Raw genomic sequence first — 25,178 nt, 5'->3', positions numbered from 1 at the left:
GTGAGGGATCACCGCAGCTTCGGGTCGAAGGCGTCACGGATCGCGTCGCCGAGCATGATGAACGCCAGCACGGTCAGCGCGAGGAAGGCCGACGGGACGATCAGCGGCGTCGCCGCCTCCCGCATGTGGATGCGGCCGGTGTCGATGTCCTGGCCCCAGGAGATGGTCGGCGCCTTGAGGCCGATGCCCAGGAAGGAGAGCGTCGCCTCGGCGGCGATGAACGAGCCGAGCGCGATGGTCAACACGACGATGGCCGGGGCCAGCGAGTTCGGCAGGATGTGCCGCCACATGATCCGGCCGTTGCCGGCGCCGAGCATCCGGGCCGCCGCCACGTAGTCCTGCTCCTTGGCGGTGATCACCGAGGAGCGCACCACCCGGGCGGCGGTGGTCCAGCCCAGGATGGCCAGCACGAAGATCACCGCGGCGATGCGCGCGTTGTCGCTGTCGCTGGACACCCGCTTGAGCAGCACGATCGCGGCCAGCAGCAGCGGGATGCCGAGCACCACGTCGATCACCCGGGAGAGCACGGCGTCGACCCAGCGGCCGAAGTACCCGGCCAGCATGCCGATGACCAGCGCGATGATGCCGGTGCCGAGCGCGGCGAGCGCGCCGACCAGCAGCGAGGCCCGCGTCCCGTAGACCGCCCGGGAGTACGTGTCGCAGCCCTGGAAGTCGTACCCGAAGATGGCACCGCCGGACGGCCCGGCGTGCTGTCGGGACAGCAGGCAGTCGTTCGGGCTGTTGGCGGTGAACACGCCGGGGGCCAGCGCCATCAGGGTGAAGACGACGACAAGCGTCAGCGAGATCCAGAAGATCGGGTTGCGGCGCAGGTCGCGCCAGGCGTCGCCGGCCAGGCTGCGCGGCTTGTTCGCGGCGCCGACCTGGTTGGGTGTGCCCGGCTCGCCCGAGGGGCCACGCCGGGCGGCCTGGTTCTCGCTGGCCGCCACCGTTTCAAAGTCACTCATGCCGGCACCTCGCTGCGCTCGGCGCCGGCATGAGAGCCCAGGCACGCTGCGCTGATGATTCGTTCGCTGCGCTCACTCATAGCGGATCCTCGGGTCGAGTACGGCGTACAGGACGTCCACCACCAGGTTCGAGACCAGGTAGACCACGACGAGCACGCTGACGATGCCCACCACCAGGGGGCCGTCCTCGGTGCGGATGCCGCGGAAGAGGTTGAAGCCCACGCCGGGGATGTTGAAGACGCCCTCGGTGATGATCGCGCCGCTCATCAGGTTGCCCAGCTCCACGCCGAGGAAGGTGACCACCGGGATGAGCGAGTTGCGCAGCACGTGGACGGTGACGATGCGGCGCTTGACCAGGCCCTTGGACCGCGCGGTCCGGACGTAGTCGGCGCGCAGGTTCTCGGCCACCGAGGTGCGGGTCAGCCGCAGCGCGGTGGCCAGCGACAGCGAGCCGAGCACGATGCCCGGCAGCAGCAGCGCGTAGAACGTCGGCTGGGAGCCGGCGGTGGGCGGGAAGAGCTGCCACTTGACGCCCAGGAAGTACTGGGCGAGCGGCGCCAGCACGATGGTCGGGATGCCCAGCACGAGCAGGGTCAGCACCAGCGTCGAGTTGTCGAAGATGCTGGCCCGACGGATGCCGGCGACCACGCCGGCGCTGACTCCGAAGATGATCGCCACGGCGAGCGCGATGAGCGCGAGCTTGAGGGTGACCGGCCAGGCCGCCTGCAGGATGTCACCGATCTGACGGCCGGTCAGGGACTGGCCGAGGTCACCCTGGAGCAGGCTCTTGACGTAGTCGAAGTAGCGGTAGAAGAAGCCGCCGACGCCTGTCGCGTCGAGGTGGTACTTCTCCGTCAGGTAGGCCCGCTGGGCCGCGGTCACCGGTCGTTCGCCCGCGAGGGCCTGAATGGGGTCGCCCTGGCCGGCGAACATCAGCGCGTAGACGATCAGGGTGGTCCCGAAGAACGCCAGGACCATCTGGAGTAGGCGCCGCAAGATGTAGCGGAACATGCTTAGCAGTCTCTCCGGAAATATGCGAAAGGGTCGCAGGACGGCATCTCTGGTCGTACCCGAAATATCCGAGACGTGCCGTCCGGCCCGGGGGAGGCCGGCGCCACCGGCGGTCCGGCCCGCGTGCGGGCCCGCGCCGGACAGCGCGGTCCGGGCCACCCGGGCGTCGTCGCCCGGATGGCCCGCAACCGTTGGTCAGCTCAGCTGGCCGCTTCGATCTTGACGAGGTTGACGCGCTGGAACAGGTCCATCTGCACGTTCTTGACCTTGGACGAGTGGCCGAACACGTTCTCGCCGAAGCGGAGCGGGATCACCGGCATGTCCTTGGCCAGGATGTCCTCCGCCTGCTGGTACTTGGCGATCGCCTCGTCCTGCGTCTTGGCGGCGGAACCCTCCTTGACGAGCTTGTCGAACTCCGGGTTGCTGTACCCGTAGTAGTTCGACGAGCCGTTGGTGCTGTACAGCGGGCCGAGGTAGTCCTCCATGGTCGGGTAGTCCATGACCCAACCCATCCGGAACGCACCCACCGGCGTCTTCTTCTCGACCTTGGTCAGCAGGTCGGCGAACTTCGGCTCGGCGACACCGACGGCGTCGACACCCAGGTTGGCCTTGAGCTGGTTGACCGTGGCGTCGACCCAGTCCTTGTGACCGCCGTCGCCGTTGTAGGAGATGACGATCTTCTTCGGGCCGCCCGCGGCCTGGTAGAGCTTCTTGGCCTCGGTCGGGTTGAACTCGCCCGCCTTGCCCGCGGTGTTCTCCCGGTAGCCCGGCAGGACCGGCGAGACGAAGGAGCGCGCCGACTGCTGCGAGCCCTTGAAGACCGACTTGGTGATCTCGTCACGGTCGATCGCCATCGAGATGGCCTTGCGCACGTCCGGGTTCGCGTAGTCCTTGTCGAACGTCGGGAACGCGAGGAACTGGAACGACGACATCGGGCTGGTCTGGTACCGGTCGCCCAGGTCGGTCGGCGCGGTGCTCAGGCTCTCGCTCGGGATCGTCGGCAGCACGTCCAGGTTGTCGGCCAGGACGTCCGCGTAGGCCGCGGTGAGCTGCTGGTAGATCCGGAACTCGATGTTCTGCACCTTGGCCTTCTCGCCCGGGTACGCGTCATAGCGCTCGACGTCGATCTTGCTGTCGTGCTGCCAGGTGCCCTTCATCTTGAAGGGGCCCTGCCCGATCGGCGCCTGCTCGTAGGAGTCCTTGAGCACGCCCGGGGCCGAGAACGCGGCCTCCGGCATCGGGTAGAACGCGGTGTAACCCAGCATCGTGCGGAAGTCGATGTACGGCTCGGCAAGCGTCACGGTGAAGGTGAGGTCGTCGACCTTCTTCAGGCCGGTCATCTCCTTGGCCTTCGGCTCCTTGCCCTGCAGGTCCGGGTAGCCAGCGATCTTCTCGAAGAAGTAGTTGCTGTCCTGGCCGTTGGGGGCGTACGCGCCGTAGTTCCAGGCGTTGATGTAGTCCTCGGACGTGACCTTCTGGCCGTTGTGGAAGGTGAAGCCGTCCTTGAGCTTGATCGTCCAGACCTTGTTGTCGGACGAGGTGATCGACTGCGCGGCGACCTCGTACGGCTTGTTCTGGGCGTCGTAGTCGACGAGCGGGCTGAACAGGCCGGTGAGCACCTGCGCGCCGGCCGTCTCGGTGGTGTTTGTGGGAACCAGGTGCTTCGGCTCGCCGATCTGGATGCTGACCGCCGAATTGCCGCTGCCGCCGGATCCACCGTCTCCGCCGCTGCCGCAGGCCGCGAGGCCCAGCGTCACCGCGAGCGGGAGGGCGGTCCAGGCGGCGAGTCTACGAACTCGCATTGAGCCTCCTCATCTCCTCACGCTGCGCAGTCAGGCCCGACGCTGGGTTTACGCTGCGCAACAAGCGGTAACGGTAGGTCGCGTTACCGGCCGTCGACAACGGCCCGGTTGCGGGTGCGTAACGGTCCGAGGACAGCTTCCTTGCCGGGTGCCGCCGGGCGTGCTACCCCAAACGGGACATCGGGCGCTGGGCTGCACGTCCGCCGACGATGGGGGAGCGGTGTGTGGCCGCCTGGGGCGGATTCGGCGACCTCGGGCGAGTCGACCGGTCTCGGCCAGCTACGCGGGGTCCTACCGTTTTCCGGGTGATGGGTTGCACAGGATGTCACTCAGAGTGATGAGCAACACGTAACTCATCGTTACCGTTGGCGGCGTGACGGGGGCCTCGCCGGCTGGCCGGAGCGAGGTCGCCGGATCGGCAGGTGCCGGACATGAGACGATCTGGTGGTGACGGCGACGGTTCTGGACGGCAAGGCGACCGCGGCGGAGATCAAGGACGAGCTGCGGATCCGGGTGAAGGCTCTCGCGGAGCGCGGCATCACCCCCGGGCTCGGCACGGTCCTGGTCGGGGCCGACCCCGGCAGCCAGGCGTACGTCAACGGCAAGCACCGCGACTGCGCCGAGGTGGGCATCGCCTCGATCCGCCGGGAGCTGCCGGCCGACGCCACCCCGCAGCAGGTCGACGACGTCCTGGCCGAGCTGAACGCCGACCCGGCGTGCCACGGCTACATCGTCCAGCTGCCGCTGCCCGCCCACCTGGACACCCAGCGGGTGCTGGAGCTGATCGACCCGGCCAAGGACGCCGACGGCCTGCACCCGGTCAACCTGGGCCGTCTCGTCCTCGGCTACGACGGCCCGCTGCCCTGCACCCCGCGCGGCATCGTCGAGCTGCTCCGCCGCCACGACGTGGCGCTGCGCGGTGCCACCGTGGCGGTCGTCGGGCGGGGCAACACCGTCGGGCGCCCACTCGGCCTGCTGCTCACCCGGCGCAGCGAGAACGCCACGGTCACCCTGTGCCACACCGGCACCCTTGACCTCGCCTCGCACACCCGGGCCGCCGACATCGTCATCGTCGCGGCCGGCGTACCGGGGCTGCTGACCGCCGACATGATCAACCCGGGTGCGGTGGTCGTGGACGTCGGCATCACCCGGGTGATCGGCCCGGACGGCAAGGGCCGCTACACCGGCGACGTCGACCCCGAGGTGGCCGAGACGGCCGGCGCACTGGTGCCGATGCCCGGCGGCGTCGGCCCGATGACCCGCGCCATGCTCCTCACCAACGTCGTGGAGCGCGCCGAGCGCGGCTGAAGCGTCGCAGCCGTCCCACGAGTGCCGTTCGCGTCCGTCCGGTCATAACTGTCCGCCCCTGGCCGGATCGGTGCCAGGATGGCTGATACGGTCCGGAAAACCGACTGGTATCAGGGAGTGGGACGACCATGGGTAAGAAGGTCACTGTCGTCGGGGCTGGCTTCTACGGCTCCACCACCGCACAGCGCCTGGCCGAGTACGACGTCTTCGACACCGTTGTGATCACCGACATCGTGGAGGGCAAGCCCGCGGGCCTCGCACTCGACCTCAACCAGTCGCGGGCCATCGAGGGCTTCGAGACCAAGGTCGTCGGCGTGACCACCGGCCCGAACGGCGAGGGCTACGAGGCCATCGAGGGCTCCGACGTCGTCGTGATCACCGCCGGTCTGGCGCGCAAGCCGGGCATGAGCCGGATGGACCTGCTGGAGACCAACGCCAAGATCGTGCGGCAGGTCGCCGAGAACGTCGCCAAGTACGCCCCGAGCGCCGTCGTCATCGTCGTCTCCAACCCGCTGGACGAGATGACCGCGCTGGCGCAGATCGCCACCCAGTTCCCCAAGAACCGGGTCCTCGGTCAGGCCGGCATGCTCGACACCGCCCGGTTCAGCAACTTCGTCGCCGAGGCGCTGAACGTACCTGTGGCGTCGGTCCGCACGCTGACCCTGGGCTCGCACGGCGACACCATGGTCCCGGTGCCGTCCAGGAGCACCGTCAACGGCAAGCCGCTGCGTGACGCGATGCCGGCCGAGCAGATCGAGGAGCTGGTCGTCAAGACCCGCAACGGTGGCGCCGAGGTGGTCGCGCTGCTCAAGACGGGTTCGGCGTACTACGCCCCGTCCGCCGCCGCCGCCCGGATGGCGAAGGCGGTCGCCGAGGACTCCGGCGACGTCATGCCGGTCTGCGCCTGGGTCGACGGCGAGTACGGCATCTCCGGCGTCTACCTGGGTGTCGAGGCCGAGATCGGCGCCGAGGGTGTCCGTCGGGTCGTCGAGACCGACTTGGACGCCGACGAGCGGGCCAGCCTCCTGGCCGCCGCCGAGGCCGTCCGCGCCAAGCAGGGCGACGTCTCCAGCATGTAGTTCCCCGAACCAACCACGCGAAGGGCCCGCCGGCCGATCCGGCGGGCCCTTCGCCGTCCCCCCAACCCCACTCGTCCGTCTACCCACGGTTGATCATGAGGTTAACGAGGGTGATGGAGATCAACGGCCCCGCTAACCCCATGATCAACCCGCTCGCAGGGGGGTGAAGGGGGTGGAGAGGTGGGGGGTTGCCAGGACGGTGGGGTTGTGGGTTTGCAGGGCGGTCAGGCGGGAGGTGCGGGCTTGGTCCGGGTCTTCCTCGTGGGCGTACGCCAGGGTGGGGTCGATCAGTTGCACCACGTGCACCAGGAGGTCGCCGGTGAGCAGCATCCGCTCGTCGGCGGTGGTCAGGAGCACCGACTGGTGGCCGGGAGTGTGCCCCGGGGTGCTCAGCAGGCGTACCCCCGGGGTGAGTGGAGTGTCGCCGTCGACCACCCGGAGCTGGCCGGCGGCGCGCAACGGCGCGACCAGCCCGGCCGGCAGCCCCGGGTTGATCGCCTCGGCCGCCTCCAGTTCGGTGCGCTGGAGCAGGTAGTTCGCGTTGGGAAAGTACGGCCGGCCCGGCGTGCCGGTGACCGCCCAACCGATGTGGTCGCTGTGCAGGTGGGTCAGCACGACCGTGTCGACGTCGGCCGGGTCGATGCCGGCGGCCGCCAGTTCGGCGGGCAGCCTCCCCGGTACCGGTGCCCAGCTCGCGGCCGGGGAGTCGGCCGGGCCGACCCCGGCGTCGACCAGGGTCACCGGCCCGTCGCCGGCGCGGATCGCGAAACTGCGGAACGGTAGCCACCACTGCCCGTCGGCGGTGACCGAGGCGGGGTCGCGGCGGTCGGCCTCCTGCCACTGGGCCGCCGTGGCGTGCGGAAATGCCTCCGCGCGAGGCTGGAAGAAGACCCCCTCGGCGTCCGTGAGTGCGGTCACCGTGATAGACCCGAGGATGCGGCTCAGTGGCATCGAGCGATGGTGTCAGGGAACTGCTGTGTCGCGCAGCCCGGTTTTCCGGTCCGTCGAGGCCGGCTGAGGGCTGCCGGCCCAATTGCAGTACGCTCGTACTGCTTGAGCACGTGTCCCCCGAGAGGAGCGCCGGCCGATGGCGAAGATCAAGGTAAACAACCCGGTCGTGGAGCTCGACGGCGACGAGATGACCCGGATCATCTGGAAGCAGATCCGGGAGCAGCTGATCCTGCCCTACCTCGACGTCGACCTGCACTACTACGACCTGTCGATCCAGTACCGCGACGAGACCGACGACCAGGTCACCATTGACGCCGCCAACGCCATCAAGGAGCACGGCGTCGGCGTCAAGTGCGCGACCATCACCCCGGACGAGGCCCGGGTGGAGGAGTTCGGCCTGAAGAAGATGTGGCGGTCGCCCAACGGCACCATCCGCAACATCCTCGGCGGCGTCGTCTTCCGCGAGCCGATCATCATGTCCAACGTGCCGCGGCTGGTCCCCGGCTGGACCAAGCCGATCATCATCGGCCGGCACGCCCACGGTGACCAGTACAAGGCCACCGACTTCGTCGTCCCCGGCCCGGGCACGGTGACCATCACCTACACCCCGGCTGACGGCGGCGCCCCCATGGAGATGGAGGTCGCCAACTTCCCCGGCGGCGGCATCGCCATGGGCATGTACAACTTCGACGACTCGATCCGGGACTTCGCCCGGGCGTCGTTCCGGTACGGGCTGGACCGCAACTACCCGGTCTACCTGTCCACCAAGAACACCATCCTCAAGGCGTACGACGGCCGGTTCAAGGACATCTTCGCCGAGGTGTTCGAGACCGAGTTCAAGGCCGAGTTCGACGCCGCCGGCATCACCTACGAGCACCGGCTCATCGACGACATGGTCGCCGCCGCGCTCAAGTGGGAGGGCGGCTACGTCTGGGCCTGCAAGAACTACGACGGTGACGTGCAGTCCGACACCGTCGCGCAGGGCTTCGGCTCGCTGGGCCTGATGACCTCGGTCCTGCTCTCCCCGGACGGCCGTACCGTCGAGGCCGAGGCCGCGCACGGCACTGTCACCCGGCACTACCGGCAGTACCAGAAGGGCGAGAAGACCTCGACCAACCCGATCGCGTCGATCTACGCCTGGACCCGGGGCCTCGCCCACCGGGGCAAGCTGGACGGCACGCCGGCGGTGACCGAGTTCGCCAACACGCTGGAGCAGGTCATCGTCGACACCGTCGAGGGTGGCCAGATGACCAAGGACCTGTCGCTGCTCATCTCGCGCGACGCCCCGTGGCTGACCACCGACGAGTTCATGAACGCGCTCGACGAGAACCTGGCCCGTAGGCTCGCCGCCTGATTCGACCGCACCAGCACCGGAGCCCGTCGGTACCCGCCGGCGGGCTCCGGCGTGTCCGGCTGGTCCTCGGCGCTCCGGTGTCTTCGGCGCGGAGCGGTGTCTTCGGCGGGGTCTCGGTGTCGGTGCCGTCCCTGCCCGATCCAGCGTCTGATGACGTTGCTCGCCCCTGTAGAGCTGCCCCACCTCTGGGGCAGATCCGGTGGGAGCACCCCAGGACCGGCCGCCCGGCGGATGACTGCCCCACCCATGGGGCAGCTCTACAGGGCCGGAGGACTTCGGCTGGTCGGGCCGCGCTCGGCCGGCCCTGAGCTTGTCCGGCCGCGCTCAGCTTGTCCAGCCGGGCTCAGCTTTGTCCAGCCGGGCTCAGCTTTGTGTGGCCGGGCCAGCTTGGCTGGCCGGGATCCGCATGCCCACCGACTTCAATGATCGCCGGGCTGCCGGGCTGCCGGGCTCCGGCGTGTCCGTCGGGTGACACCTCTGCGGCGTCACCCGGCCCAGCGCGCCTCGTTGACCAGGGTGGACGAGATGCCAGTCGCGTCCAAGGAAGGTTGACCGCGGTCGACCGCGGTATGCGTGCCGATCAGGCAGCCTTCCCGGCTGTGTCGAGCACAGCCAGCCGTCCCTTCCCTGCGGGGGGCCCTGTCCCGGGCCCCCCGCGCCCTGTCTCCCGCAATGCCCGCCCCGCCGGCTCCACCTGCCCTGCCGGTGTGCCCGATCAGGCGGCGCGGAGCAGTTCGGCGGCGCGCTCGGGGGAGATGTCGTTGATGAAGACGCCCATCCCCGACTCGGAGCCGGCCAGGTACTTCAGCTTGTCCTTGGCCCGCCGGATGCTGAACAGCTGAAGGTGCAGGTGGCCCAGCTCGCGGTCGATCCGCACCGGCGCCTGGTGCCACGCCGCGATGTAGGGCATCGGCATGTCGAACAGGCCGTCGAAGCGGCGCAGCAGATCCAGGTAGAGCGGCCCGAAGGCGTCCCGCTCGCTGTCGCTGAGCGCCGGGATGTCCGGCACCACGCGGCGCGGCGCGACGTGCACCTCGAACGGCCAGCGGGCCGCCGCCGGCACGAACGCCGTCCAGTGGTCGTTCTCGGTGACCACCCGGTCGCCGGTCGCGCGCTCGGCGGCCAGCACGTCCGCGTACAGGTTGCCCCCGCCGGTCCGCTCGGCGTGCCTGCGGGCCGCGGCCAGCAGCGCCCGGGTGCGCGGCGTCACGAAGGGGTACGCGTAGATCTGCCCGTGCGGGTGGTGCAGTGTGACGCCGATCTCGACGCCCCGGTTCTCGAAGCAGAACACCTGCTCCACGCCGGGCAGTTCGCCGAGCACCTCGGTCCGGTCGGCGAGCGCGTCGAGCACGGTGCGGACGCGACGCGGCGGGAGGCTGGCGAAGGAGGCGTTGTGGTCGGAGGTGAAGCAGACCACCTCGCACCGGCCCACGCCCGGCCGGACCGGCGTGAACGGGGTGATCTCCCCGGGCTCGTCCGCGACGCGGCCACTCAACGACGGGAACCGGTTCTCGAAGACCACCACGTCGTAGTCCGGAGCGGGGATCTCGGTCAGTCGGTCGCCCACCGAGGGATCGAGAGGACACTCGTTCGCGGGCGGGAGGAAGGTGCGGGTCTGCCGGTGCACGGCCACGGCCACCCACTCGTCGGTAAGCGGGTCGTAGCGCAGTTGCGACGCGGGTGGCGGTGGCGGCAGGTCCCGGCGGTCCGGCTGGTCGCGGACGGCGTCGTCGTTCTCGTCGAAGTAGATCAGCTCCCGGCCGTCGGCCAGGTCGATCGCGGTGCGCTTCACGTCGCCGTCTCCTCACTCGTCGGCGTGCGCGTCGCGCGGCCCGCCCTTGTTGCCTTTGCCATGATCAATTCGCCCACCTGTTCGCCGAGTACCCGTCGTGCGGGCGGTGGCAACGCCTCGTCGCTCACCAGTACGTGAGCTGCGGCCAGCTCGACGATCGAGGAGATGCCCACCGTGCCCCACTTCGTGTGGTCGGCGAGCACCACCAGCCGGTCCGCCGCGGCCACCAGCGCCCGGTCGATCTCCGCCTCCATGAGGTTCGGGGTGGTGAAGCCGGCCCGTTCGGTGATGCCGTGGACGCCGAGGAAGAGCAGATCCAGGTGCAGCCGCCGGACGGCGCCGACCGCGAGTGGCCCGACAAGCGCGTCCGACGGGGTCCGCACGCCGCCGGTGAGCACCACCGTCTGATCGGGCCGGCCCGCGCCGTGCAGGATCTCGGCCACCGGCAGCGAGTTGGTCACCACGGTCAGGCCGGGGACGTCCACCAGTCGGCGGGCCAGTTCGGCGGTGGTGGTGCCGGCGGAGAGGGCGACCGCCGCGCCGGGCCGGACGAGCCGGGCGGCCCGGTCCGCGATGGCGGCCTTCTCCGGCAGTTGACGGACCGACTTGGCGTGGAAGCCCGGCTCGTCGGTCGAGCTGGGGCCGGCCGCGGTGGCGCCGCCGTGCACCTTGGCCAGCAGGCCGCGGTCGTGCAGGGTCTCCAGGTCGCGGCGGATGGTCATGTCGGAGACGCCGAACTCGGTCGCCAGGTCTGTCACGCGAACACCACCGGCGGACCGGACCCGATCCAGGATCGCCGACTGCCGCTGTTGAGCGAGCATGCGCCGTGCCTCCCGAGGGTCCACGTACTCTCACGCGGTCGAACGTGTTCCAACAAACATGAACACTAGCGCGTGCCCGGAACCGGCGGAAGGAAAGGGGTGGGACGACGCCTCAGGCCGACTGGATCTTCAACTCCACCCAGCCACTCTCGGTCAGGTGATGCAGCACGGCCTGCACCGCGTCCGCGATGCTCAGGTGGGTGGTGTCGAGCACCAGGTCCGCGTCCGTCGGCTCCTCGTACGGGTCGTCGATGCCGGTCATGCCGGTGAGCAGACCGGCGCGGGCCCGCGCGTACAGGCCCTTGCGGTCCCGCTGCTCGCACACCTCCAGCGGCGTCGCGACGTGCACCAGCACGAAGCCCGCCCCGGCGGCCAGGGCCATCTCCCGTGCCGTCGCGCGGGCCGCCGCGTACGGGGCGATCGGGCAGCAGATGCCCACCCCGTTGTGCCGGGCGATCTCGGCCGCCACCCAGCCGATCCGCCTGACGTTGAGGTCGCGGTCGGCCTTGCTGAAGCCCAGACCGGCGGAGAGCTCCCGGCGTACCACGTCCCCGTCGAGCAGGGTCACCGTCCGGTCGCCGCTCTCGCGCAGCGCGTCGGCCAGCCCTCGGGCGATGGTGGACTTGCCGGAGCCGGAGAGGCCGGTCAGGAAGACCACCAGCCCTCGGTGCCGGCGCGGCGGACGGGCCCGCGCCAACTCCTTCGCCACCGCCGGAGGCGTGTGCCACTCCGGCAGCGGGAAGCCCCGGTCGAGCAGGTCGTCGATCTCGTCCTGGGTGAGCGCGAGGCGGCGGTTACGCGGCGGGATGTCCTCCCGCCAACGCCACTGCCCGTCCCTGTTGTCGTACGCCAGCTCACGCGGCACCAGCACCCGCAGTCCGGCGCCGGAGAGCATGTCCCCGGTCGAGAGCAGGTGGGTGACCCCGTACGCGGCGGAGACGCGGGCGCGCAGCAGAGCGTCGCTGATCTCCTCCCGGCGGTGCGACAGCGGCACGGCCACCAGGGTGGCCGGGGGCATCCGGTCCCGGGCGGCGAAGATCGTACGCACCAGCGCCTCCGGCGCGAGCCCGCCGACACCGCCCTCGCCGACCGGGATCATCACCAGCAGGTGCGCGGCCAGGGTGCGGGCGGCGTGCGCGATCTGGGCGAGCTGCGGCCGGTGCAGCGGACGGTCGGCGATGACCCCGAGCACCCGACCCGGCGGCAGCAGCGCGCGGACCTCCTCCGGGCTGCGACGCAACCGCTGGAACGGGCCGTGACCGCCCTCGCCGAGCCGGCGGAGCTGACCACCCAGGCCCGCCACGCCCTCGCGTACCGGCCAGACGTCCGCGACGTCGAGGGCGGCGGCCGGCGCCCCCTCGCCGTCGGTCAGCACCAGGGCCCGCCGGGCCGGGTCGCGCGGGTCGAAGCCCTGCGCCAGCGCGGCCGGCACCTGCAGGGTCACCGGAACCTGCCACGGCGTGCCGTCGGCAAGTCGGCCGCGTCGGCTCACCGACACCAGGTCGGCGCGGGTCATGAAGCCGGTCAGGGGGGCGTACGCGCCGGTCAGCAGCAGCTCAAGATCCGCGAGCTCACCAGGACGCGGCGTGTACGCCGGCGCGTCCCGGAGCACCTCGTCGGGCAGCACCCAGCCGTTGCTCATCCACACCCCCCACTCGCTGACCGGCACACAGTTTCGCAGCCGACCGCCGATCGGTCGAGGCCGCCACTCCACGACCCGAGCGGTCGGGTCAGCGCCGGACCCGGCGAGCCACCGCCGACCGCAACCAGTTCCAGACCTTCCGCTCGTCGCGGATCCGCGGCGGCACGCCGTCGGCCGGGCAGATGAAGAGCAGCGGCAGCTGTGCGTCCTCGGTCCACCCGGCGTTGGTGATCCGTGCCTTGAGGAGCCAACTGCCACGGGTGCGGCCCCCGTTGAGGGCGCGGAAGTCGATGGTGGTGGTGGCGCGGTGCACCAGGTGGACTGTCTCCGTGCCGTCGCCGCCCGTGACCCGCTCGGTCTGGAACTGCACCGGTAGGAAGATCTCGTCGCCGGTCTCCCGGCGGCGGGCCACCACGTCGAGGCGAGCCTTGCGTACCTGCGCGGTGGAGTCCAGCACCTCGGGGGAGATCTCGTCGACCGGAAGCACCAGCACGTCGCGCCCTCCGTCGGCGCGGAAGCCGATCGGCTGGTCCGCGGAGCGCAGCTCGGCGGCGACGGTGACGGTGACGGCGTGCTCGTCCGGCCGGAGGGCGTCGATCCTGCCGTGCCCGGCGACGCCCGACTCCCACCGGGCCAGCCGTCGCAGGTCCGCGACCCGGCCGTGCTCGGTCAGGTACGCCACTGCCCGTTGCAGCGGCGGGAGGCCGGCGGCGACCCCGGGAGCGAACGTCTCCTTGATGATCTGCTGGACCTCGGCGGCGACCTGCTCCACCCAGTCCTCGGGAGCATTCAGCAGCCGCTTGCCGCGCAGCCGGTTGATCATCTCGTTGCGCAGCCACCGCCGGTGCAGCCGGTCGCGTAGCGGCCCCGGCTCGGTGTGAGCGGTGACGACGTCGAGCACGTCGCGCACGCTCGCGAAGTAGCTCGCCGGCTCCAGCCGCGCCGCGGTGACGTTGCGGGCGTCGCCGCGCTGGGCGTGGTGGTAGCAGGTGTAGTCGGACAGCACGGAGGTGTGGCGGGACAGGAAGTAGGCCCGTACGACCAGGGCGTGGTCCTCGAGTCGCCGCTTGCCGCCCTCCGGGAACCGCAGGCCGTGCTCGTTGAGGAAGGAGCGGCGGAACATCTTGTGGCAGGTCAGGCTGTCGATCAGCGGGGAGTTCTCCAGGGTGGCGTCGAAGCGGTTCTTGCGGAACAGCTCCCGGGGCACGGCGCGCCCGTGCCCCGCCATCTTCCCGATCACCACGTCCGCGTCGTACGTCTTCGCGCAGTCGTAGAGCCGTTCCAACGCCTGGTCGGCGAACCAGTCGTCGTCGTCGGCGAAGAAGACGTACTCGCCGCGGGCCGCCTCGATGCCGAGGTTGCGCGGGCGCGACGGCCAGCCCGAGTTCTCGATGTGCAGTGCCCGGATGTGCGGGTGCTCGGCGGCCAGCCGGTCCAGCCGTTCGCCCGTGCCGTCGGTCGACCCGTCGTCGACGAAGATCGCCTCGAACTCGTCGGCGGGTAACGACTGGCGCAGCAGCGACGCCACCAGCTTCTCGATGTGCCGACCGCAGTTGTACGCGGGCACCACGACACTCACCTTGGGGACGCCAACCTCGACCATCACGATCCTTCCGCTTTGGCGGCCGAATATCCCCCGGAACACTGCCCGGTGAACGGGAAGTGAATCGTGCCACCCCGGAGGGGTCTTTGCGGCGGCGGGGTCTTGCCGAACGCACGACCGGCGCAAACGTTCGTCGTTGCGCTCGGCGGACCTTAGGGGTGGGTCGCGTGAGGATCAGGGGAGCACCGGGGGCGCGCCGGTGTCGGTACGGGCCATCGACTCCCTACGCTGGCGTCGTGACACTGATCGCGACCCAGTCGCTCACCAAGACGTACGGAGGTCGGGTCACCGCGCTCACCGACCTCACCGTCGCCGTCGAGCCCGGGATCATCGGCCTGGTGGGCGCGAACGGCGCCGGCAAATCCACCTTGATCAAGATCCTGCTCGGCCTGATCGCCCCGACCAGCGGTCAGGTCTCGGTGCTCGACATCGACCCGACCGCCGAACCGGCGGCGGTCCGTGCCCGCGTCGGCTACATGCCCGAGCACGACTGCCTCCCACCGGATCTGTCCGCCGCCGAGCTGGTGACCCACCTCGGCCGGATGAGCGGCCTGCCGCGTACCGCGGCCCGCGAGCGCGCCTCGGAGGCGCTGCGCCACGTCGGGCTCTACGAGGAGCGCTACCGCCCGGTCGGCGGCTACTCCACAGGCATGAAGCAGCGGGTCAAGCTGGCCCAGGCGCTGGTGCACGACCCCGACCTGCTGCTGCTCGACGAGCCGACCAACGGGCTGGACCCGGCCGGCCGGGACGCCATGCTGGCGCTTGTGCACCGGATCGGCACCGAGTTCGGCATCTCCGTGCTGGTGTGCTCACACCTGCTGGGCGAGGTCGAGCGGATCTGCGACACGCTCATCGCCATCGACGGTGGCCGGCTGCTGCGCGCGGATCACATCTCCGCGATGACCACGGCCACCGACGTGCTGGCCGTCGAGGTCAGCGAGGGCACCGAGGAGTTGGCCGCCCGGCTCGCGGCGCTCGACCTGCCGGTGGCGCGGGACGGCCGGCTGCTGCTCGTACCGCTCGCCGACGACAGCACCTACGACCTGATCCTCGGCGCGGTCGCCGAACTGGACCTGCCTCTGCACCGGCTGGACCAGCGCCGGCACCGGGTGTCCGAACTCTTCGCCACGAGGGAGCTCACCCATGCCTGAGCTGTCATCGGCCGCCGTGCGGCCCACGCCGACAGGCGTCATCCACGACATCGGCTACCAGCGCTACGAGGGCCCACGGCTGGGTCGCCGGCACGTCTTCGGCGCGCTCTACCTGCACGGGCTGCGCACCATCTTCGGGTTCGGGCGCAGCGCCAAGGCCAAGATCTTCCCGTGGCTGGTGGTCGGCATCGTCACCCTGGTCGCGGTGGCCCTGGCGGCCCTCCGCAGCCAGCTCGGCGAGCCGGTCGCCACGTACGCCCAGTTCGCCGACGCGATGAGCTGGCTGGTCCTGTTCTTCGTCGCGGTGGCCGCGCCGGAGCTGGTCTCCCGGGACCTGCGCAGCGGTGTGCTGCCGCTGTACTTCTCCCGCCCGCTGCCCCGCGCCGACTACGCGCTCGCCAAGTTGCTCGCGCTGGTCACCGGCCTCTGGCTGCTGCTCGGTGGGCCGCAGTTGGTGATGTTCCTGGGCGCCGCGTTCACCACCAAGGACGGGCTGAAGGGGGTCTGGAACGAGCTGCTCGACCTGCTTCCCGGCCTGCTCTACGCGGGGCTGTGGGCGGTGGTCTTCGCCTCGGTGGGGCTGCTCATCGCGTCGCTGACCGGCAAGCGCGCCTTCGCCGCCGGCGGCGTGGTCGCGGTCTTCCTGATGACGACCCCGATCGTGGGGGTGCTGAGCATCCTGCCGTCGCATACGGCCAACGAGCTGGCCGGGCTTGCCTCGCCCACCACGCTGGTGCAGGGAGTGGGCATCTGGTCGCTGGGTGACCTGCTGGTCGAGGGCGATCCGGGCGAGATGATGATCGGCGGGTTCGGCCCGGTCTACGCCCTGGTCGCGGTGCTGCTGGTCGCCGGCGCGGCCGCCCTCCTGCTGGCCCGCTACCGGAAGGTCGCCTCCTGATGAGCACGCTGAGCCTGACCGGGGTGTCCCGGTGGTACGGCAACGTGGTCGCCGTCAACGACATCAGCATGGCCCTCGGGCCGGGCGTGACAGGTCTGCTCGGGCCGAACGGCGCCGGCAAGACCACGCTGCTGCACATGATGGCCGGGTTCCTCGCCCCGTCGCGCGGAACGGTGACCCTCGACGACGAGCCGACCTGGCGCAATCCCGACGTCTACCGCCGGCTGGGGCTGGTCAGCGAGCGGGAGGCGGTGCAGAGTTTCCTCACCGCGTACGAGTTCGTGCTCGCCAGCGCGAAGCTGCACCGGCTGGCCGACCCGGCGGCGGCGGCCCGGCGGGCCATCGACCTGGTGGAGCTGGAGTCGGCGCAGGACCGCCGGATCGGCACGTACTCCAAGGGGATGCGTCAGCGCGCCCGGGTGGCCGCCGCGCTGGTGCACGACCCGCAGGTGTTACTGCTCGACGAGCCGTTCAACGGCATGGACCCGCGCCAGCGGCTGCACATGATGGAGCTGCTGCACAAGCTGGGTGACGCCGGCCGGACGATCCTGTTCAGCTCGCACATCCTGGAGGAGGTCGAGCAGGTCTCCGGGACGGTGCAGGTGATGGTGGCCGGTCGACTGGCGGCCTCCGGTGACTTCCGGACCATCCGCCGGCTGATGACCAACCGCCCGCACGTCTTCGCGGTGCGCTCCACCGACGACCGGGCGCTTGCCGTCGCCCTGATCGCCGAGGCGTCGGTGAGCGGCGTCGAGCTGGACCGCACCGGCCTGACCGTACGCGCCGGCGACTACGGCGCCTTCACCCGGGCGCTGCCCCGGATCGCCCTGAGCCAGGGCATCCGGGTGCGTCAGCTGGTGCCGTCCGACGAGTCCCTGGAGAGCGTCTTCTCCTACCTGGTGGAGGCCTGAGAACATGTCGACCATTACCTGGATCACCGCGCGTGGCCTGTTCGGCCGGCGCCGGTTCCTGCTGCTGCTCCCGCTGCCGTTGGTGCTGCTCGGGCTGGCCGTCCTCTGTCGGTCGCTGGGCGTGGACCCGGGCGAGTGGGGGCCGCCGGTGCTGGTCGGCCTCGGCCTGGCGGTGGTGCTGCCGGTGGTGTCGTTGATCATCGGTACCGGCGTGCTGGGCGCGGAGATCGACGACGGCACCGTCGTGCACATCCTGACGAAGCCTCTGCCGCGCTGGCAGATCATCCTGCCGAAGCTCGGGGTGGCCGCCGGGGTCACCGCGGCCACCGTCGCGGTGCCGCTCTACGTCGCGGGCGTGCTTGCCGATTCGGTACGCCTCGGTCTGGCGCTGGCGTTCGCGGCGGCGCTCGGCGCGCTGGCGTACTCGGCGCTGTTCCTCGCGCTCAGCCTGGTCACCCGGCGGCCGGTGCTGCTCGGCCTGGTCTACGTGCTGATCTGGGAGGGGCTGCTGGGCAACTTCGTCAGTGGCACGAAGGTGCTCTCCATCCAGCAGTACGTGATCGCCCTCGCCGACCGGCTCGCCCCCAGCGGACTGCTGGAGACCACCGTGTCGGTGCCCGTCGCCTCCGTGATGACCGCGCTGGTCAGTGTCGGTTTCACAGTGCTGGCGATCGACCGCCTCCGCTCGTTCAGCGTGGCCGGCGAGACGAGCTGAGGCCGGTGCGGGGTACGGTTCCGGCCAGCCCCCGGCGACGGGTAGGGCTGGCCGGATGGACCGGACGGGGCACCTGGGCCCAGGCTCGTGGGTGTGAGCGTCGAAGCGGATTGGACATCGTTGGCTGAGCCGTACTCCCGGAGCAGCCGGCCGTGGCTCACGAGCCTGGCGGTCGCCGGGCTGGCGTGCGCGACGGTCGCGACGGCCGCCCAGGGCAGCGGACGGTTCCACTGGTGGGCCGGCTTCATCCTGATCCCGGCCGCGTTGATCGCGGCCGGCGGCGGGCCGTTGCTGGCCCGCGGCGGCGGTCGGGCCTTCGCCGGGTACGTCATCGCCTGCGTCGGCACGCTCGTGTTCGTGGTGGGCGCGCTGCTGATGTTCGGGGCGATGGGGGAGGGCTGGCCGCTGCTGGTGGGGCTGCCCTGCCTGGCGGTCGCCGGCACGTACGGCTGGCGGGCCGCCCACCCGCTGGCGCGTGGTCTGCACCGCGCGGTGGCGCTGCTCGCGCTCACCGGCGCGCTGCTCGGCGCGACCCTGCAACTGATCCACATCCGTCTCCTCCACCTGGAGACGGGCTGGTGGGGCGTGTTCCTGATGCTGGCCGGGGCGATCGTGCTGGGCAACGCGGGCGAGCTGACCCGGCATCGGATGCCGTACCGGCTCCAGGCGATCACCCTGCTGGTCGGGCCGGCCGTGGCGGCCATCCTGCTCGGCCTGCGCTTCCTGCGCGGCTGGTGAGCGACGGGTCCGCCGCCGCCCCCGGGGGGTGGGCGGCGGCGGACGCCGGTCAGAAGGCGCAGGCGATGACGAGTTCCGGGGTGCGGTCCGGGAGCAGGTCGAGCTTGCCGATCCGGCCGGCCGCGCGCAGGTCGTCGGCGACCAGGGTGAGCTGCTCCAGCAGCGCCGCCGGGCCCAGCGCCTCGGCCAGCGGCACCTCCGCCTTCATGGACAGCTTCCGTTCCGACTTGGCCCGCCGCACCTGGCCCAACGCGTCACCCGCGAGCCGCAGCAGCGCCGGCTCGCCCGTCCCCTCGATCGTCCGGTCCACCTCGTACGTGGTGGGCCAGGGCGCGCGGTGCACCGACCCGTACCGCCACCACGACCAGATCTCCTCGGTGACGTACGGCAGCACCGGGGCGAACAGCCGTAGCTGCACCGACAGTGCGCCGGCCAGCGCTGCCCGCGCCGAGTCGGCCGCCGCTCCGGCGCCGTACGCCCGTTCCTTGACCAACTCGATGTAGTCGTCGCAGAAGCGCCAGAAGAACGCCTCGGTGGCCTGCAACGCGGCCGTGTGGTCGTAGGAGTCGAAGGCGGTGCTCGCGGCGCTGACCACGGTGGCCAGTTCGGCGAGCATGGCCCGGTCCAGCGGGGCGGTCGCCACCGCGCGCAACGCGTCCCCGGCGCCGAGGCCGAGCGCGAACTTCGTCGCGTTGAGCAGCTTCGTGGCCAGCCGCCGGCCGACCTTGATCTGCGCCGGGTCGAAGGCCAGGTCCATGCCGGGCTTGCCGCTGGCCGCCCAGTAGCGCACCGCGTCCGAGCCGTGCTGCTCGAGCAGGGCCAGCGGGGTGACCACGTTCCCCTTGGACTTGGCCATCTTCTTGTGGTCCGGGTCGAGGATCCAGCCGGAGAGCACGGTGTCCCGCCAGGGCAGCACCCCGTGCTCGAAGTGCGACCGGACGACGGTGTCGAACAGCCAGGTCCGGATGATCTCCTGCCCCTGCGGACGCAGGTTCATCGGGAAGACCTTCGCGAACAGGTCCGGGTCGGTCTCCCAGCCACCGACGATCTGCGGGGTCAGCGACGAGGTCGCCCAGGTGTCCAGCACGTCCGGGTCACCGAGGAAACCGCCTGGTCGGCCGCGCTGCGACTCGTGGAAACCGGGCGCCGGATCGCTCGATGGATCGACTGGCAGCGCGGACTCATCGGGCGTGAGAGGGTGGGACCAGTCCGGTTCGCCAGCGTCGTCGAGCCGGTACCACACCGGCACCGGCACGCCGAAGAAGCGCTGCCGACTGACCAGCCAGTCGCCGGTCAGGCCGCCCACCCAGTTGTCGTAGCGGTGCTTCATGTGCGCCGGCACCCAGTGCAGCTCCGCGCCCCGGGCCAGCAGTGTCGCCCGCAGGTCGGCGTCCCGCCCGCCGTTGCGCAGATACCACTGGCGGGTCGAGACGATCTCCAGTGGCCGGTCGCCGCGTTCGTAGAACTTCACCGGATGGGTGATCGGGCGCGGCTCACCGATCAGGTCACCCGCGTCGGCGAGCATCCCGACGATCTCCCGGCGGGCGCCGTTGACGGTCTGCCCGGCCAGCGCCGCGTACGGCGCGGCGGGCACCCCGGCCGGTGGCTCGGGGAGCAGGCGGCCGTCGCGGCCGATGACCACCCGGGTGTCGAGTTCGAGATCCCGCCACCAGGTCACGTCGCTCAGGTCGCCGAACGTGCAGACCATCGCGACGCCGGTGCCCTTGCCCGGCTCGGCGAGCGGGTGGGCGCGCACCGGCACCTCGACGTCGAACAGCGGGCTGCGCACCGTCGTACCCACCAGGTCGGCGTACCGCTCGTCGTCGGGGTGGCAGACCAGCGCGACGCAGGCCGGCAACAGCTCCGGCCGGGTGGTGTCGATGAGCACCTCGCGCCCGCCCGGCCCGACGAACCGCAGCCGGTGGTAGGCCCCGGGGCGCTCCCGATCCTCCAACTCGGCCTGGGCGACCGCGGTGGCGAAGCCGACATCCCACAGCGTCGGCGCCTCCGCCTGGTACGCCTCGCCGCGGCGCAGGTTGCGCACGAACGCCCGCTGGCTCGTGGCGCGCGCCACCCGACCGATCGTCGTGTACGTCAGGGACCAGTCCACCGAGAGCCCGAGCCGCCGCCAGAGGGCCTCGAAGACCTGCTCGTCGGCGACCGTCAGCAGCTCACACAGCTCGATGAAGTTGCGCCGCGAGATCGGCGTGGGGTCGCGGCGCGCGGCGTCGTCGACAGGGGTGGCCGGGGGCCGCCACACCGGGTCGTACGCCAGGGCCGGGTCGCAGCGCACCCCGTACACGTTCTGCACCCGACGCTCGGTGGGCAGGCCGTTGTCGTCCCAGCCGATCGGGTAGAACACGGCCCTGCCGCGCATCCGCTGGTAGCGGGCGACGGTGTCGGTGTGCGTGTACGAGAAGACGTGACCCATGTGCAGCTCGCCCGATACGGTCGGCGGCGGGGTGTCGATGGAGTACACGTCGCCCCGCTTTTTCGCGCGGTCGAACGCGTACGTGCCGTCCTCCTGCCAGCGGTGCGCCCAGCGCTCCTCGAGCCCGTCCAGACTCGGACGCTCGGGAACGCCGGCGCGGGCCGTCCTCGCCGTATCGGTCATCTGCCGATCGTAGGCATCAGTAGGGTGCCGGGCCACGGAGTTGCGTATCGCCGCCTCTACACGAGCGAGTCGCGCCACTGCCGGTGCAGGGCCGCGTAGCGACCGTCGGTGGCGGCCAGAACGGCGGGTGGGCCGTCCTCGACGAGCTGCCCGCCGTCGAGGACGAGCACCCGGTCGGCGGTCTCCACAGTGGAGAGGCGGTGTGCGATCACCAGCGCGGTACGGTCCCGCAGGATGGTGCCGAGCGCCCGCTGCACGAGCCGTTCCGTCGGCACGTCAAGTGACGACGTCGCCTCGTCGAGGATCAGCACTGTCGGGTCGGCCAGGAACGCCCGGGCGAACGCGACAAGTTGCCGCTGCCCGGCGGAGAGCCGGCCGCCGCGCCGGTGCACCTGCGTCGCGTACCCGTCGGGGAGCGCGGCGATGAAGTCGTGCGCGCCGATCGCCTGCGCGGCGGCCCGCACCTCGGCGTCGTCGGCGTCCGGCCGGCCGAACCGGATGTTCTCCGCGACCGTGCCGCTGAACAGGTGGTTCTCCTGGGTCACCAGCACCACCGCGCGGCGCAGGTCGGCGTCGGCCACCTCGCGCAGGTTGATCCCGTCCAGCAGGACGCTGCCGGCGTCCGGGTCGTGGAACCGGGCGACCAGCTTGGCGATCGTCGACTTGCCCGCGCCGGTCGGCCCGATCAGCGCCACCGTCTGTCCGGCCGGCACGGTCAGGTCCAGCCCGGCGAGGATGGGCGTGTCGGCGCGATAGCCGAAGGAGACGCCCCGGAAGGTCAGCTCGCCGTGACCGCTGCCGGTCGGCAGCGGCACCGGCCGGGCGGGTTCGGCCACGGCCGGCCGCTCGTCGAGCACCCCGGCCAGCTTCTCCAGCGCGGCCGTCGCCGACTGCAACGAGTTGTAGAACTGGCTCAGCTCCTGCATCGGCTCGAAGAAGCGGCGCAGGTAGAGCAGGAACGCGGCGAGCACCCCGACCTCGGTCCGCCCGCCGAGCACCCGCCAACCGCCGTAGCAGAGCACGAGCGCGACAGTGACGTTGCCGATCAGCTTGATCGCCGGCGAGTACGTGGCGATCAGCCGGAACGCGTGCAGGCTGGTCTGCCGGTAGTCGTCGCCGAGCGCCACGAAGATCCGCTGGTTGCGGGGCTCCCGGCGGAACGTCTGCACGGCCCGGATGCCCCGCATCGACTCGACGAAGTGCACGATGACAAGCGCGACGGCCTCCCGGGTCCGCCGGTACGCGCCCGCCGACGCCCGGGCGAACCAGCGGGAGAGCCAGAACAGGAACGGGAACGCGAACAGCGTCACCGCGGCCAGCGGCAGGTCCAGCCAGAGCAGGATGCCGGCCACCGTCAGGATCGACAGCGCGGCCAGCACCAGGCTGTCGATCCCACCGTCGACCAGTTCGGCGATCGAGTCCAGGTCACTGGTGAGCCGGGACACCATCCGGCCCGACGTGTACCGCTCGTGGAAGCCCACCGACAGCCGCAGGAAGTGCCCGAACACCCGCTGCCGCAGGTCCAGGAGGACGGCCTGGCCGATCCGGGCGGAGAGGGCGAGGAAGCCGCGGCGGGCCGCGTACTCGGTGACGGCGGCCACGGCGAACGCCCCGGCGACGGCGACAAGCGGGGTGGTGTTCCCGGCCCGCAGCGGCGGGATGGCCCGGTCGATGCCGACCATGACGAGGTACGGGCCGGCCATTGCGGCGGCGTTCTGCGCCAGCAGCAGGCCGACCGCCGCGGCGAGCCGACCCCGGTGCGGGCGCAGCAGGTCGGCAAGCAGGGCTCGGCTGTGCCGGCGCAGCCGGGCCACCGCCTCCGGGGTGGTCTCCTCGGCCCGACTCCGGTCGGCCTCCGGGTCGGTTGCCGTTCCCCGCCAGCGGTTCAGCTCCGGCTCCTCCCCACCGGGCGGGTCGACAGGCTCCGCGGAGTTCACGAGCGCACCAGCCCCCAGCCGTCCGGGGTGGACGCGTCGGGCGCCGCCGGCCCGGTGCGCCCCGGCGTCGCGTCGGTGACCCCGGCCGGCGGCTCGGCCGCGAGCAACGCCCGGTAGGCGGGCACGCTCGCCAGCAGTTCCGAGTGCCTGCCGACCGCGGCGATCCGTCCGTCGTCGAGCAGGGCGACGCGGTCGGCCAGTGCGATCGTCGACGGCCGGTGCACCACCAGCAGCGCGGTGCTGGCCCGCAGGACCTGCCGCAGCGCCGCCTCCACGAGCGCCTCGGTGTGCACGTCGAGGGCGGACAGCGGGTCGTCGAGCACCAGCAGCGCCGGGCGGCCGAGCACCGCCCGCGCGAGCGCCAACCGCTGCCGCTGGCCGCCGGAGAGGGACAGCCCCTGCTCACCCACCCGGGTCGCCAGACCCCACGGCAGGTCGTACGCGAAATCGGCCTGGGCCAGCGCGAGGGCCGCGCGGACCTCGTCGTCGTCGGCGTCCGGGCGGCCCAGGGTGAGGTTCTCCCGCACCGACATCGAGAAGAGCGTGGGCTCCTCGAACGCCACCCCGACCAGTCGGCGCAGCGAGGCCAGCCGCAGCTCGCGCAGGTCGTGCCCGTCCAGGGTGATCCGGCCGCCGGTCACCTCGTGCAGCCGGGGCACCAGGGAGAGCAGGGTGCTCTTGCCGCAGCCGGTGGCCCCGACCAGAGCCAACGTCTCGCCCGGCTCGACGGTCAGATCGATCCCGTGCAGTACGGCGGCGCTGGCGCCCGGGTAGCGGAAGTCGACCCGTTCGAAGCGGAGCCGGCCGTGGACCGCGTCCCGGGCCAGCACGCGGGCGTCCGGAGCGTCCACGATCTGCGGCGGAGTGTCCAGCACCTCCTGGATGCGGTCCGCGGCGGTGGCCGCCTCCTGACCGTTGGCGATGATCCAGCCCAGCGACTGCACCGGCCAGATGAGCATCAGTTGGAGGCTGGCGAACGCCACCAGTTCGCCGATGGTGAGCACACCCTGCGCGGCGGCGGCGGCCCCGGCCACCAGCACCACGCCCAGGGTCACGTTGGGCACGAGGTCGAGCAGCGCCGCGGTGTTCGCCAGCAGCCGGCCCTTGCCCACACCGGTGTCGTGCAGCGTGCGGGCCCCGGCGGCGAAGCGGGCCGCCAACTCCGGCCCCCGGCCGTACGCCTTCATGGTGCGCAGGCCCTGCGCGGTCTCCTCGACAAGCGTCGCCACGTCGCCCTGCTGATCCTGCATCCGGCGGGACGCGGTGTGGTAGTGCCGGCCGAAGCGGCGGGTGATCAGCAGCAGTGGCACGGCGCTGGCCGCGACCAGCAGCCCGAGGGCCGCGTGCAGATGGATCAGCAGCAGCACCACCACCACGTAGGTGGTCAGGTTGAGCACCAGGAAGAAGACACCGAACGAGAGGAACCGGCGGATCACCGACAGGTCGCTGGTGATCCGGGAGAGCAGTTGGCCGGACTGCCAGCGGTCGTGGAAGCTGGCCGGCAGCCGTTGCAGGTGCGCGTAGACGTCGGCGCGCAGTGCCGCCTCCATGCCCACGGCCGAGGAGGACTGCACCCACCGGCGGATGAAGATGAGGGCCGCCTCGACCACGCCGAGCACCAGCGCCAGACCACCGAGCTGGAGCAGACCCGCCGGCTCGTGCCGGGCCACCGGCCCGTCCACCACCCGCTGCACCACAAGCGGTACGGCGATCCCGGCGGCCGTGCCGGCGAGCCCTGCGACCAGCAACCAGGCGAACTCGGCGGCGTACGGGCGCAGGTAGCGGCGCAACCGCCAGAGGTTGTGCACGGGGTGGCGGCCCGCGGCGACCGGGGCGGCCCGGTCGCCGTCGCTCTCCACAGGCACTACCCGAAGGTAGCGTCAATA

General features: G+C 71.4%; 19 protein-coding genes. 8 read left to right on the top strand and 11 right to left on the bottom strand.

Translation table 11 applies throughout. The features are described 5' to 3' along the window. Window positions 1-8 precede the first annotated feature (8 nt). The 3 genes from MILUP08_RS30245 to MILUP08_RS30235 form a co-directional block, all read right to left on the bottom strand. The gene (locus MILUP08_RS30245) at window positions 9-965 is read right to left on the bottom strand and encodes an ABC transporter permease (RefSeq protein ID WP_007465005.1); all 957 of its coding nucleotides are present in this window, start codon (window positions 963-965) and stop codon (window positions 9-11) included. Between the two features lie 72 nt (window positions 966-1,037). Next, a complete protein-coding gene (locus MILUP08_RS30240; protein ID WP_007465003.1) occupies window positions 1,038-1,976 on the bottom strand; it encodes an ABC transporter permease in 939 nt (312 codons plus the stop codon). A 200-nt stretch (window positions 1,977-2,176) separates the two neighbouring features. Further along, a complete protein-coding gene (locus tag MILUP08_RS30235) occupies window positions 2,177-3,778 on the bottom strand; it encodes a peptide ABC transporter substrate-binding protein (RefSeq protein ID WP_007465001.1) in 1,602 nt (533 codons plus the stop codon). 447 nt (window positions 3,779-4,225) lie between these two features. Between MILUP08_RS30235 and MILUP08_RS30230 the strand changes: the two genes are divergently transcribed. Both MILUP08_RS30230 and MILUP08_RS30225 read left to right on the top strand, forming a co-directional pair. Continuing rightward, window positions 4,226-5,086 (top strand): bifunctional methylenetetrahydrofolate dehydrogenase/methenyltetrahydrofolate cyclohydrolase, encoded by an 861-nt coding sequence (locus MILUP08_RS30230; RefSeq protein WP_039909011.1) that lies wholly within the window; start codon window positions 4,226-4,228, stop codon window positions 5,084-5,086. 128 nt (window positions 5,087-5,214) lie between these two features. After that, the gene (locus tag MILUP08_RS30225; protein WP_007464997.1) at window positions 5,215-6,165 is read left to right on the top strand and encodes a malate dehydrogenase; all 951 of its coding nucleotides are present in this window, start codon (window positions 5,215-5,217) and stop codon (window positions 6,163-6,165) included. A gap of 144 nt (window positions 6,166-6,309) precedes the next feature. Here MILUP08_RS30225 and MILUP08_RS30220 read toward each other — a convergent pair whose 3' ends face one another. After that, window positions 6,310-7,116, bottom strand: coding sequence for an MBL fold metallo-hydrolase (locus MILUP08_RS30220; protein WP_007464995.1), 807 nt, complete (start codon window positions 7,114-7,116; stop codon window positions 6,310-6,312). Between the two features lie 136 nt (window positions 7,117-7,252). Between MILUP08_RS30220 and MILUP08_RS30215 the strand changes: the two genes are divergently transcribed. Then, a complete protein-coding gene (locus MILUP08_RS30215) occupies window positions 7,253-8,470 on the top strand; it encodes an NADP-dependent isocitrate dehydrogenase (RefSeq protein WP_007464993.1) in 1,218 nt (405 codons plus the stop codon). Between the two features lie 715 nt (window positions 8,471-9,185). Here the strand turns inward: MILUP08_RS30215 and galT are convergent. The 4 genes from galT to MILUP08_RS30195 form a co-directional block, all read right to left on the bottom strand. Continuing rightward, a complete protein-coding gene (gene galT, locus MILUP08_RS30210; protein WP_007464992.1) occupies window positions 9,186-10,262 on the bottom strand; it encodes a galactose-1-phosphate uridylyltransferase in 1,077 nt (358 codons plus the stop codon). Then, complete coding sequence (locus MILUP08_RS30205; protein WP_007464989.1) at window positions 10,259-11,083, bottom strand: DeoR/GlpR family DNA-binding transcription regulator; 825 nt, start codon at window positions 11,081-11,083, stop codon at window positions 10,259-10,261. The genes galT and MILUP08_RS30205 overlap by 4 nt, the downstream gene beginning before the upstream one ends. A gap of 112 nt (window positions 11,084-11,195) precedes the next feature. Beyond that, window positions 11,196-12,725, bottom strand: a complete 1,530-nt coding sequence (cysC, locus tag MILUP08_RS30200) for an adenylyl-sulfate kinase (protein ID WP_007464988.1) — start codon at window positions 12,723-12,725, stop codon at window positions 11,196-11,198. A gap of 88 nt (window positions 12,726-12,813) precedes the next feature. After that, window positions 12,814-14,328, bottom strand: a complete 1,515-nt coding sequence (locus MILUP08_RS30195; RefSeq protein ID WP_007464986.1) for a glycosyltransferase family 2 protein — start codon at window positions 14,326-14,328, stop codon at window positions 12,814-12,816. A gap of 236 nt (window positions 14,329-14,564) precedes the next feature. Between MILUP08_RS30195 and MILUP08_RS30190 the strand changes: the two genes are divergently transcribed. From MILUP08_RS30190 to MILUP08_RS30170, 5 genes are all read left to right on the top strand, one after another. Next, entirely contained in the window at window positions 14,565-15,479 is a 915-nt protein-coding gene (locus MILUP08_RS30190) for an ABC transporter ATP-binding protein (protein WP_007464984.1), read from the top strand. Then, window positions 15,472-16,377 carry an ABC transporter permease gene (locus MILUP08_RS30185; protein WP_007464983.1) on the top strand — a complete coding sequence of 302 codons (906 nt, stop codon included), beginning with the start codon at window positions 15,472-15,474 and terminating at the stop codon, window positions 16,375-16,377. The genes MILUP08_RS30190 and MILUP08_RS30185 overlap by 8 nt, the downstream gene beginning before the upstream one ends. Then, window positions 16,377-17,288 carry an ABC transporter ATP-binding protein gene (locus MILUP08_RS30180; RefSeq protein ID WP_007464982.1) on the top strand — a complete coding sequence of 304 codons (912 nt, stop codon included), beginning with the start codon at window positions 16,377-16,379 and terminating at the stop codon, window positions 17,286-17,288. Before MILUP08_RS30185 ends, MILUP08_RS30180 begins: the two co-directional genes overlap by 1 nt. 4 nt (window positions 17,289-17,292) lie before the next feature. After that, on the top strand, window positions 17,293-18,003 hold the full coding sequence (locus tag MILUP08_RS30175) for an ABC transporter permease (protein ID WP_007464981.1): 711 nt from the start codon (window positions 17,293-17,295) through the stop codon (window positions 18,001-18,003). A 93-nt stretch (window positions 18,004-18,096) separates the two neighbouring features. After that, window positions 18,097-18,741, top strand: a complete 645-nt coding sequence (locus tag MILUP08_RS30170; RefSeq protein WP_007464980.1) for a hypothetical protein — start codon at window positions 18,097-18,099, stop codon at window positions 18,739-18,741. Window positions 18,742-18,790: 49 nt separating this feature from the next. Here the strand turns inward: MILUP08_RS30170 and valS are convergent, their stop codons facing one another. The 3 genes from valS to MILUP08_RS30155 are packed head-to-tail and all read right to left on the bottom strand — an operon-like array spanning window position 18,791 to window position 25,157. Beyond that, a complete protein-coding gene (gene valS, locus MILUP08_RS30165) occupies window positions 18,791-21,355 on the bottom strand; it encodes a valine--tRNA ligase (RefSeq protein ID WP_007464979.1) in 2,565 nt (854 codons plus the stop codon). A gap of 56 nt (window positions 21,356-21,411) precedes the next feature. Then, the gene (locus MILUP08_RS30160; RefSeq protein ID WP_007464978.1) at window positions 21,412-23,292 is read right to left on the bottom strand and encodes an ABC transporter ATP-binding protein; all 1,881 of its coding nucleotides are present in this window, start codon (window positions 23,290-23,292) and stop codon (window positions 21,412-21,414) included. Further along, window positions 23,289-25,157 (bottom strand): ABC transporter ATP-binding protein, encoded by a 1,869-nt coding sequence (locus MILUP08_RS30155; protein WP_007464977.1) that lies wholly within the window; start codon window positions 25,155-25,157, stop codon window positions 23,289-23,291. Before MILUP08_RS30155 ends, MILUP08_RS30160 begins: the two co-directional genes overlap by 4 nt. Window positions 25,158-25,178: the final 21 nt, after the last annotated feature.

The organism is Micromonospora lupini str. Lupac 08 (genome assembly GCF_000297395.2).
Classification (GTDB): Bacteria; Actinomycetota; Actinomycetes; order Mycobacteriales; family Micromonosporaceae; genus Micromonospora; species Micromonospora lupini.
This window is presented reverse-complemented; position numbering and strand designations above follow the sequence as displayed.

Coding starts and splice junctions, on each gene's coding strand:
- MILUP08_RS30245 (WP_007465005.1), bottom strand. CDS start 965: ATGAGTGACTTTGAAACGGTGGCGGCCAGCGAGAACCAGGCCGCCCGG.
- MILUP08_RS30240 (WP_007465003.1), bottom strand. CDS start 1,976: ATGTTCCGCTACATCTTGCGGCGCCTACTCCAGATGGTCCTGGCGTTC.
- MILUP08_RS30235 (WP_007465001.1), bottom strand. CDS start 3,778: ATGCGAGTTCGTAGACTCGCCGCCTGGACCGCCCTCCCGCTCGCGGTG.
- MILUP08_RS30225 (WP_007464997.1), top strand. CDS start 5,215: ATGGGTAAGAAGGTCACTGTCGTCGGGGCTGGCTTCTACGGCTCCACC.
- MILUP08_RS30220 (WP_007464995.1), bottom strand. CDS start 7,116: ATGCCACTGAGCCGCATCCTCGGGTCTATCACGGTGACCGCACTCACG.
- MILUP08_RS30215 (WP_007464993.1), top strand. CDS start 7,253: ATGGCGAAGATCAAGGTAAACAACCCGGTCGTGGAGCTCGACGGCGAC.
- MILUP08_RS30205 (WP_007464989.1), bottom strand. CDS start 11,083: ATGCTCGCTCAACAGCGGCAGTCGGCGATCCTGGATCGGGTCCGGTCC.
- cysC (WP_007464988.1), bottom strand. CDS start 12,725: ATGAGCAACGGCTGGGTGCTGCCCGACGAGGTGCTCCGGGACGCGCCG.
- MILUP08_RS30195 (WP_007464986.1), bottom strand. CDS start 14,328: ATGGTCGAGGTTGGCGTCCCCAAGGTGAGTGTCGTGGTGCCCGCGTAC.
- MILUP08_RS30185 (WP_007464983.1), top strand. CDS start 15,472: ATGCCTGAGCTGTCATCGGCCGCCGTGCGGCCCACGCCGACAGGCGTC.
- MILUP08_RS30180 (WP_007464982.1), top strand. CDS start 16,377: ATGAGCACGCTGAGCCTGACCGGGGTGTCCCGGTGGTACGGCAACGTG.
- MILUP08_RS30175 (WP_007464981.1), top strand. CDS start 17,293: ATGTCGACCATTACCTGGATCACCGCGCGTGGCCTGTTCGGCCGGCGC.
- valS (WP_007464979.1), bottom strand. CDS start 21,355: ATGACCGATACGGCGAGGACGGCCCGCGCCGGCGTTCCCGAGCGTCCG.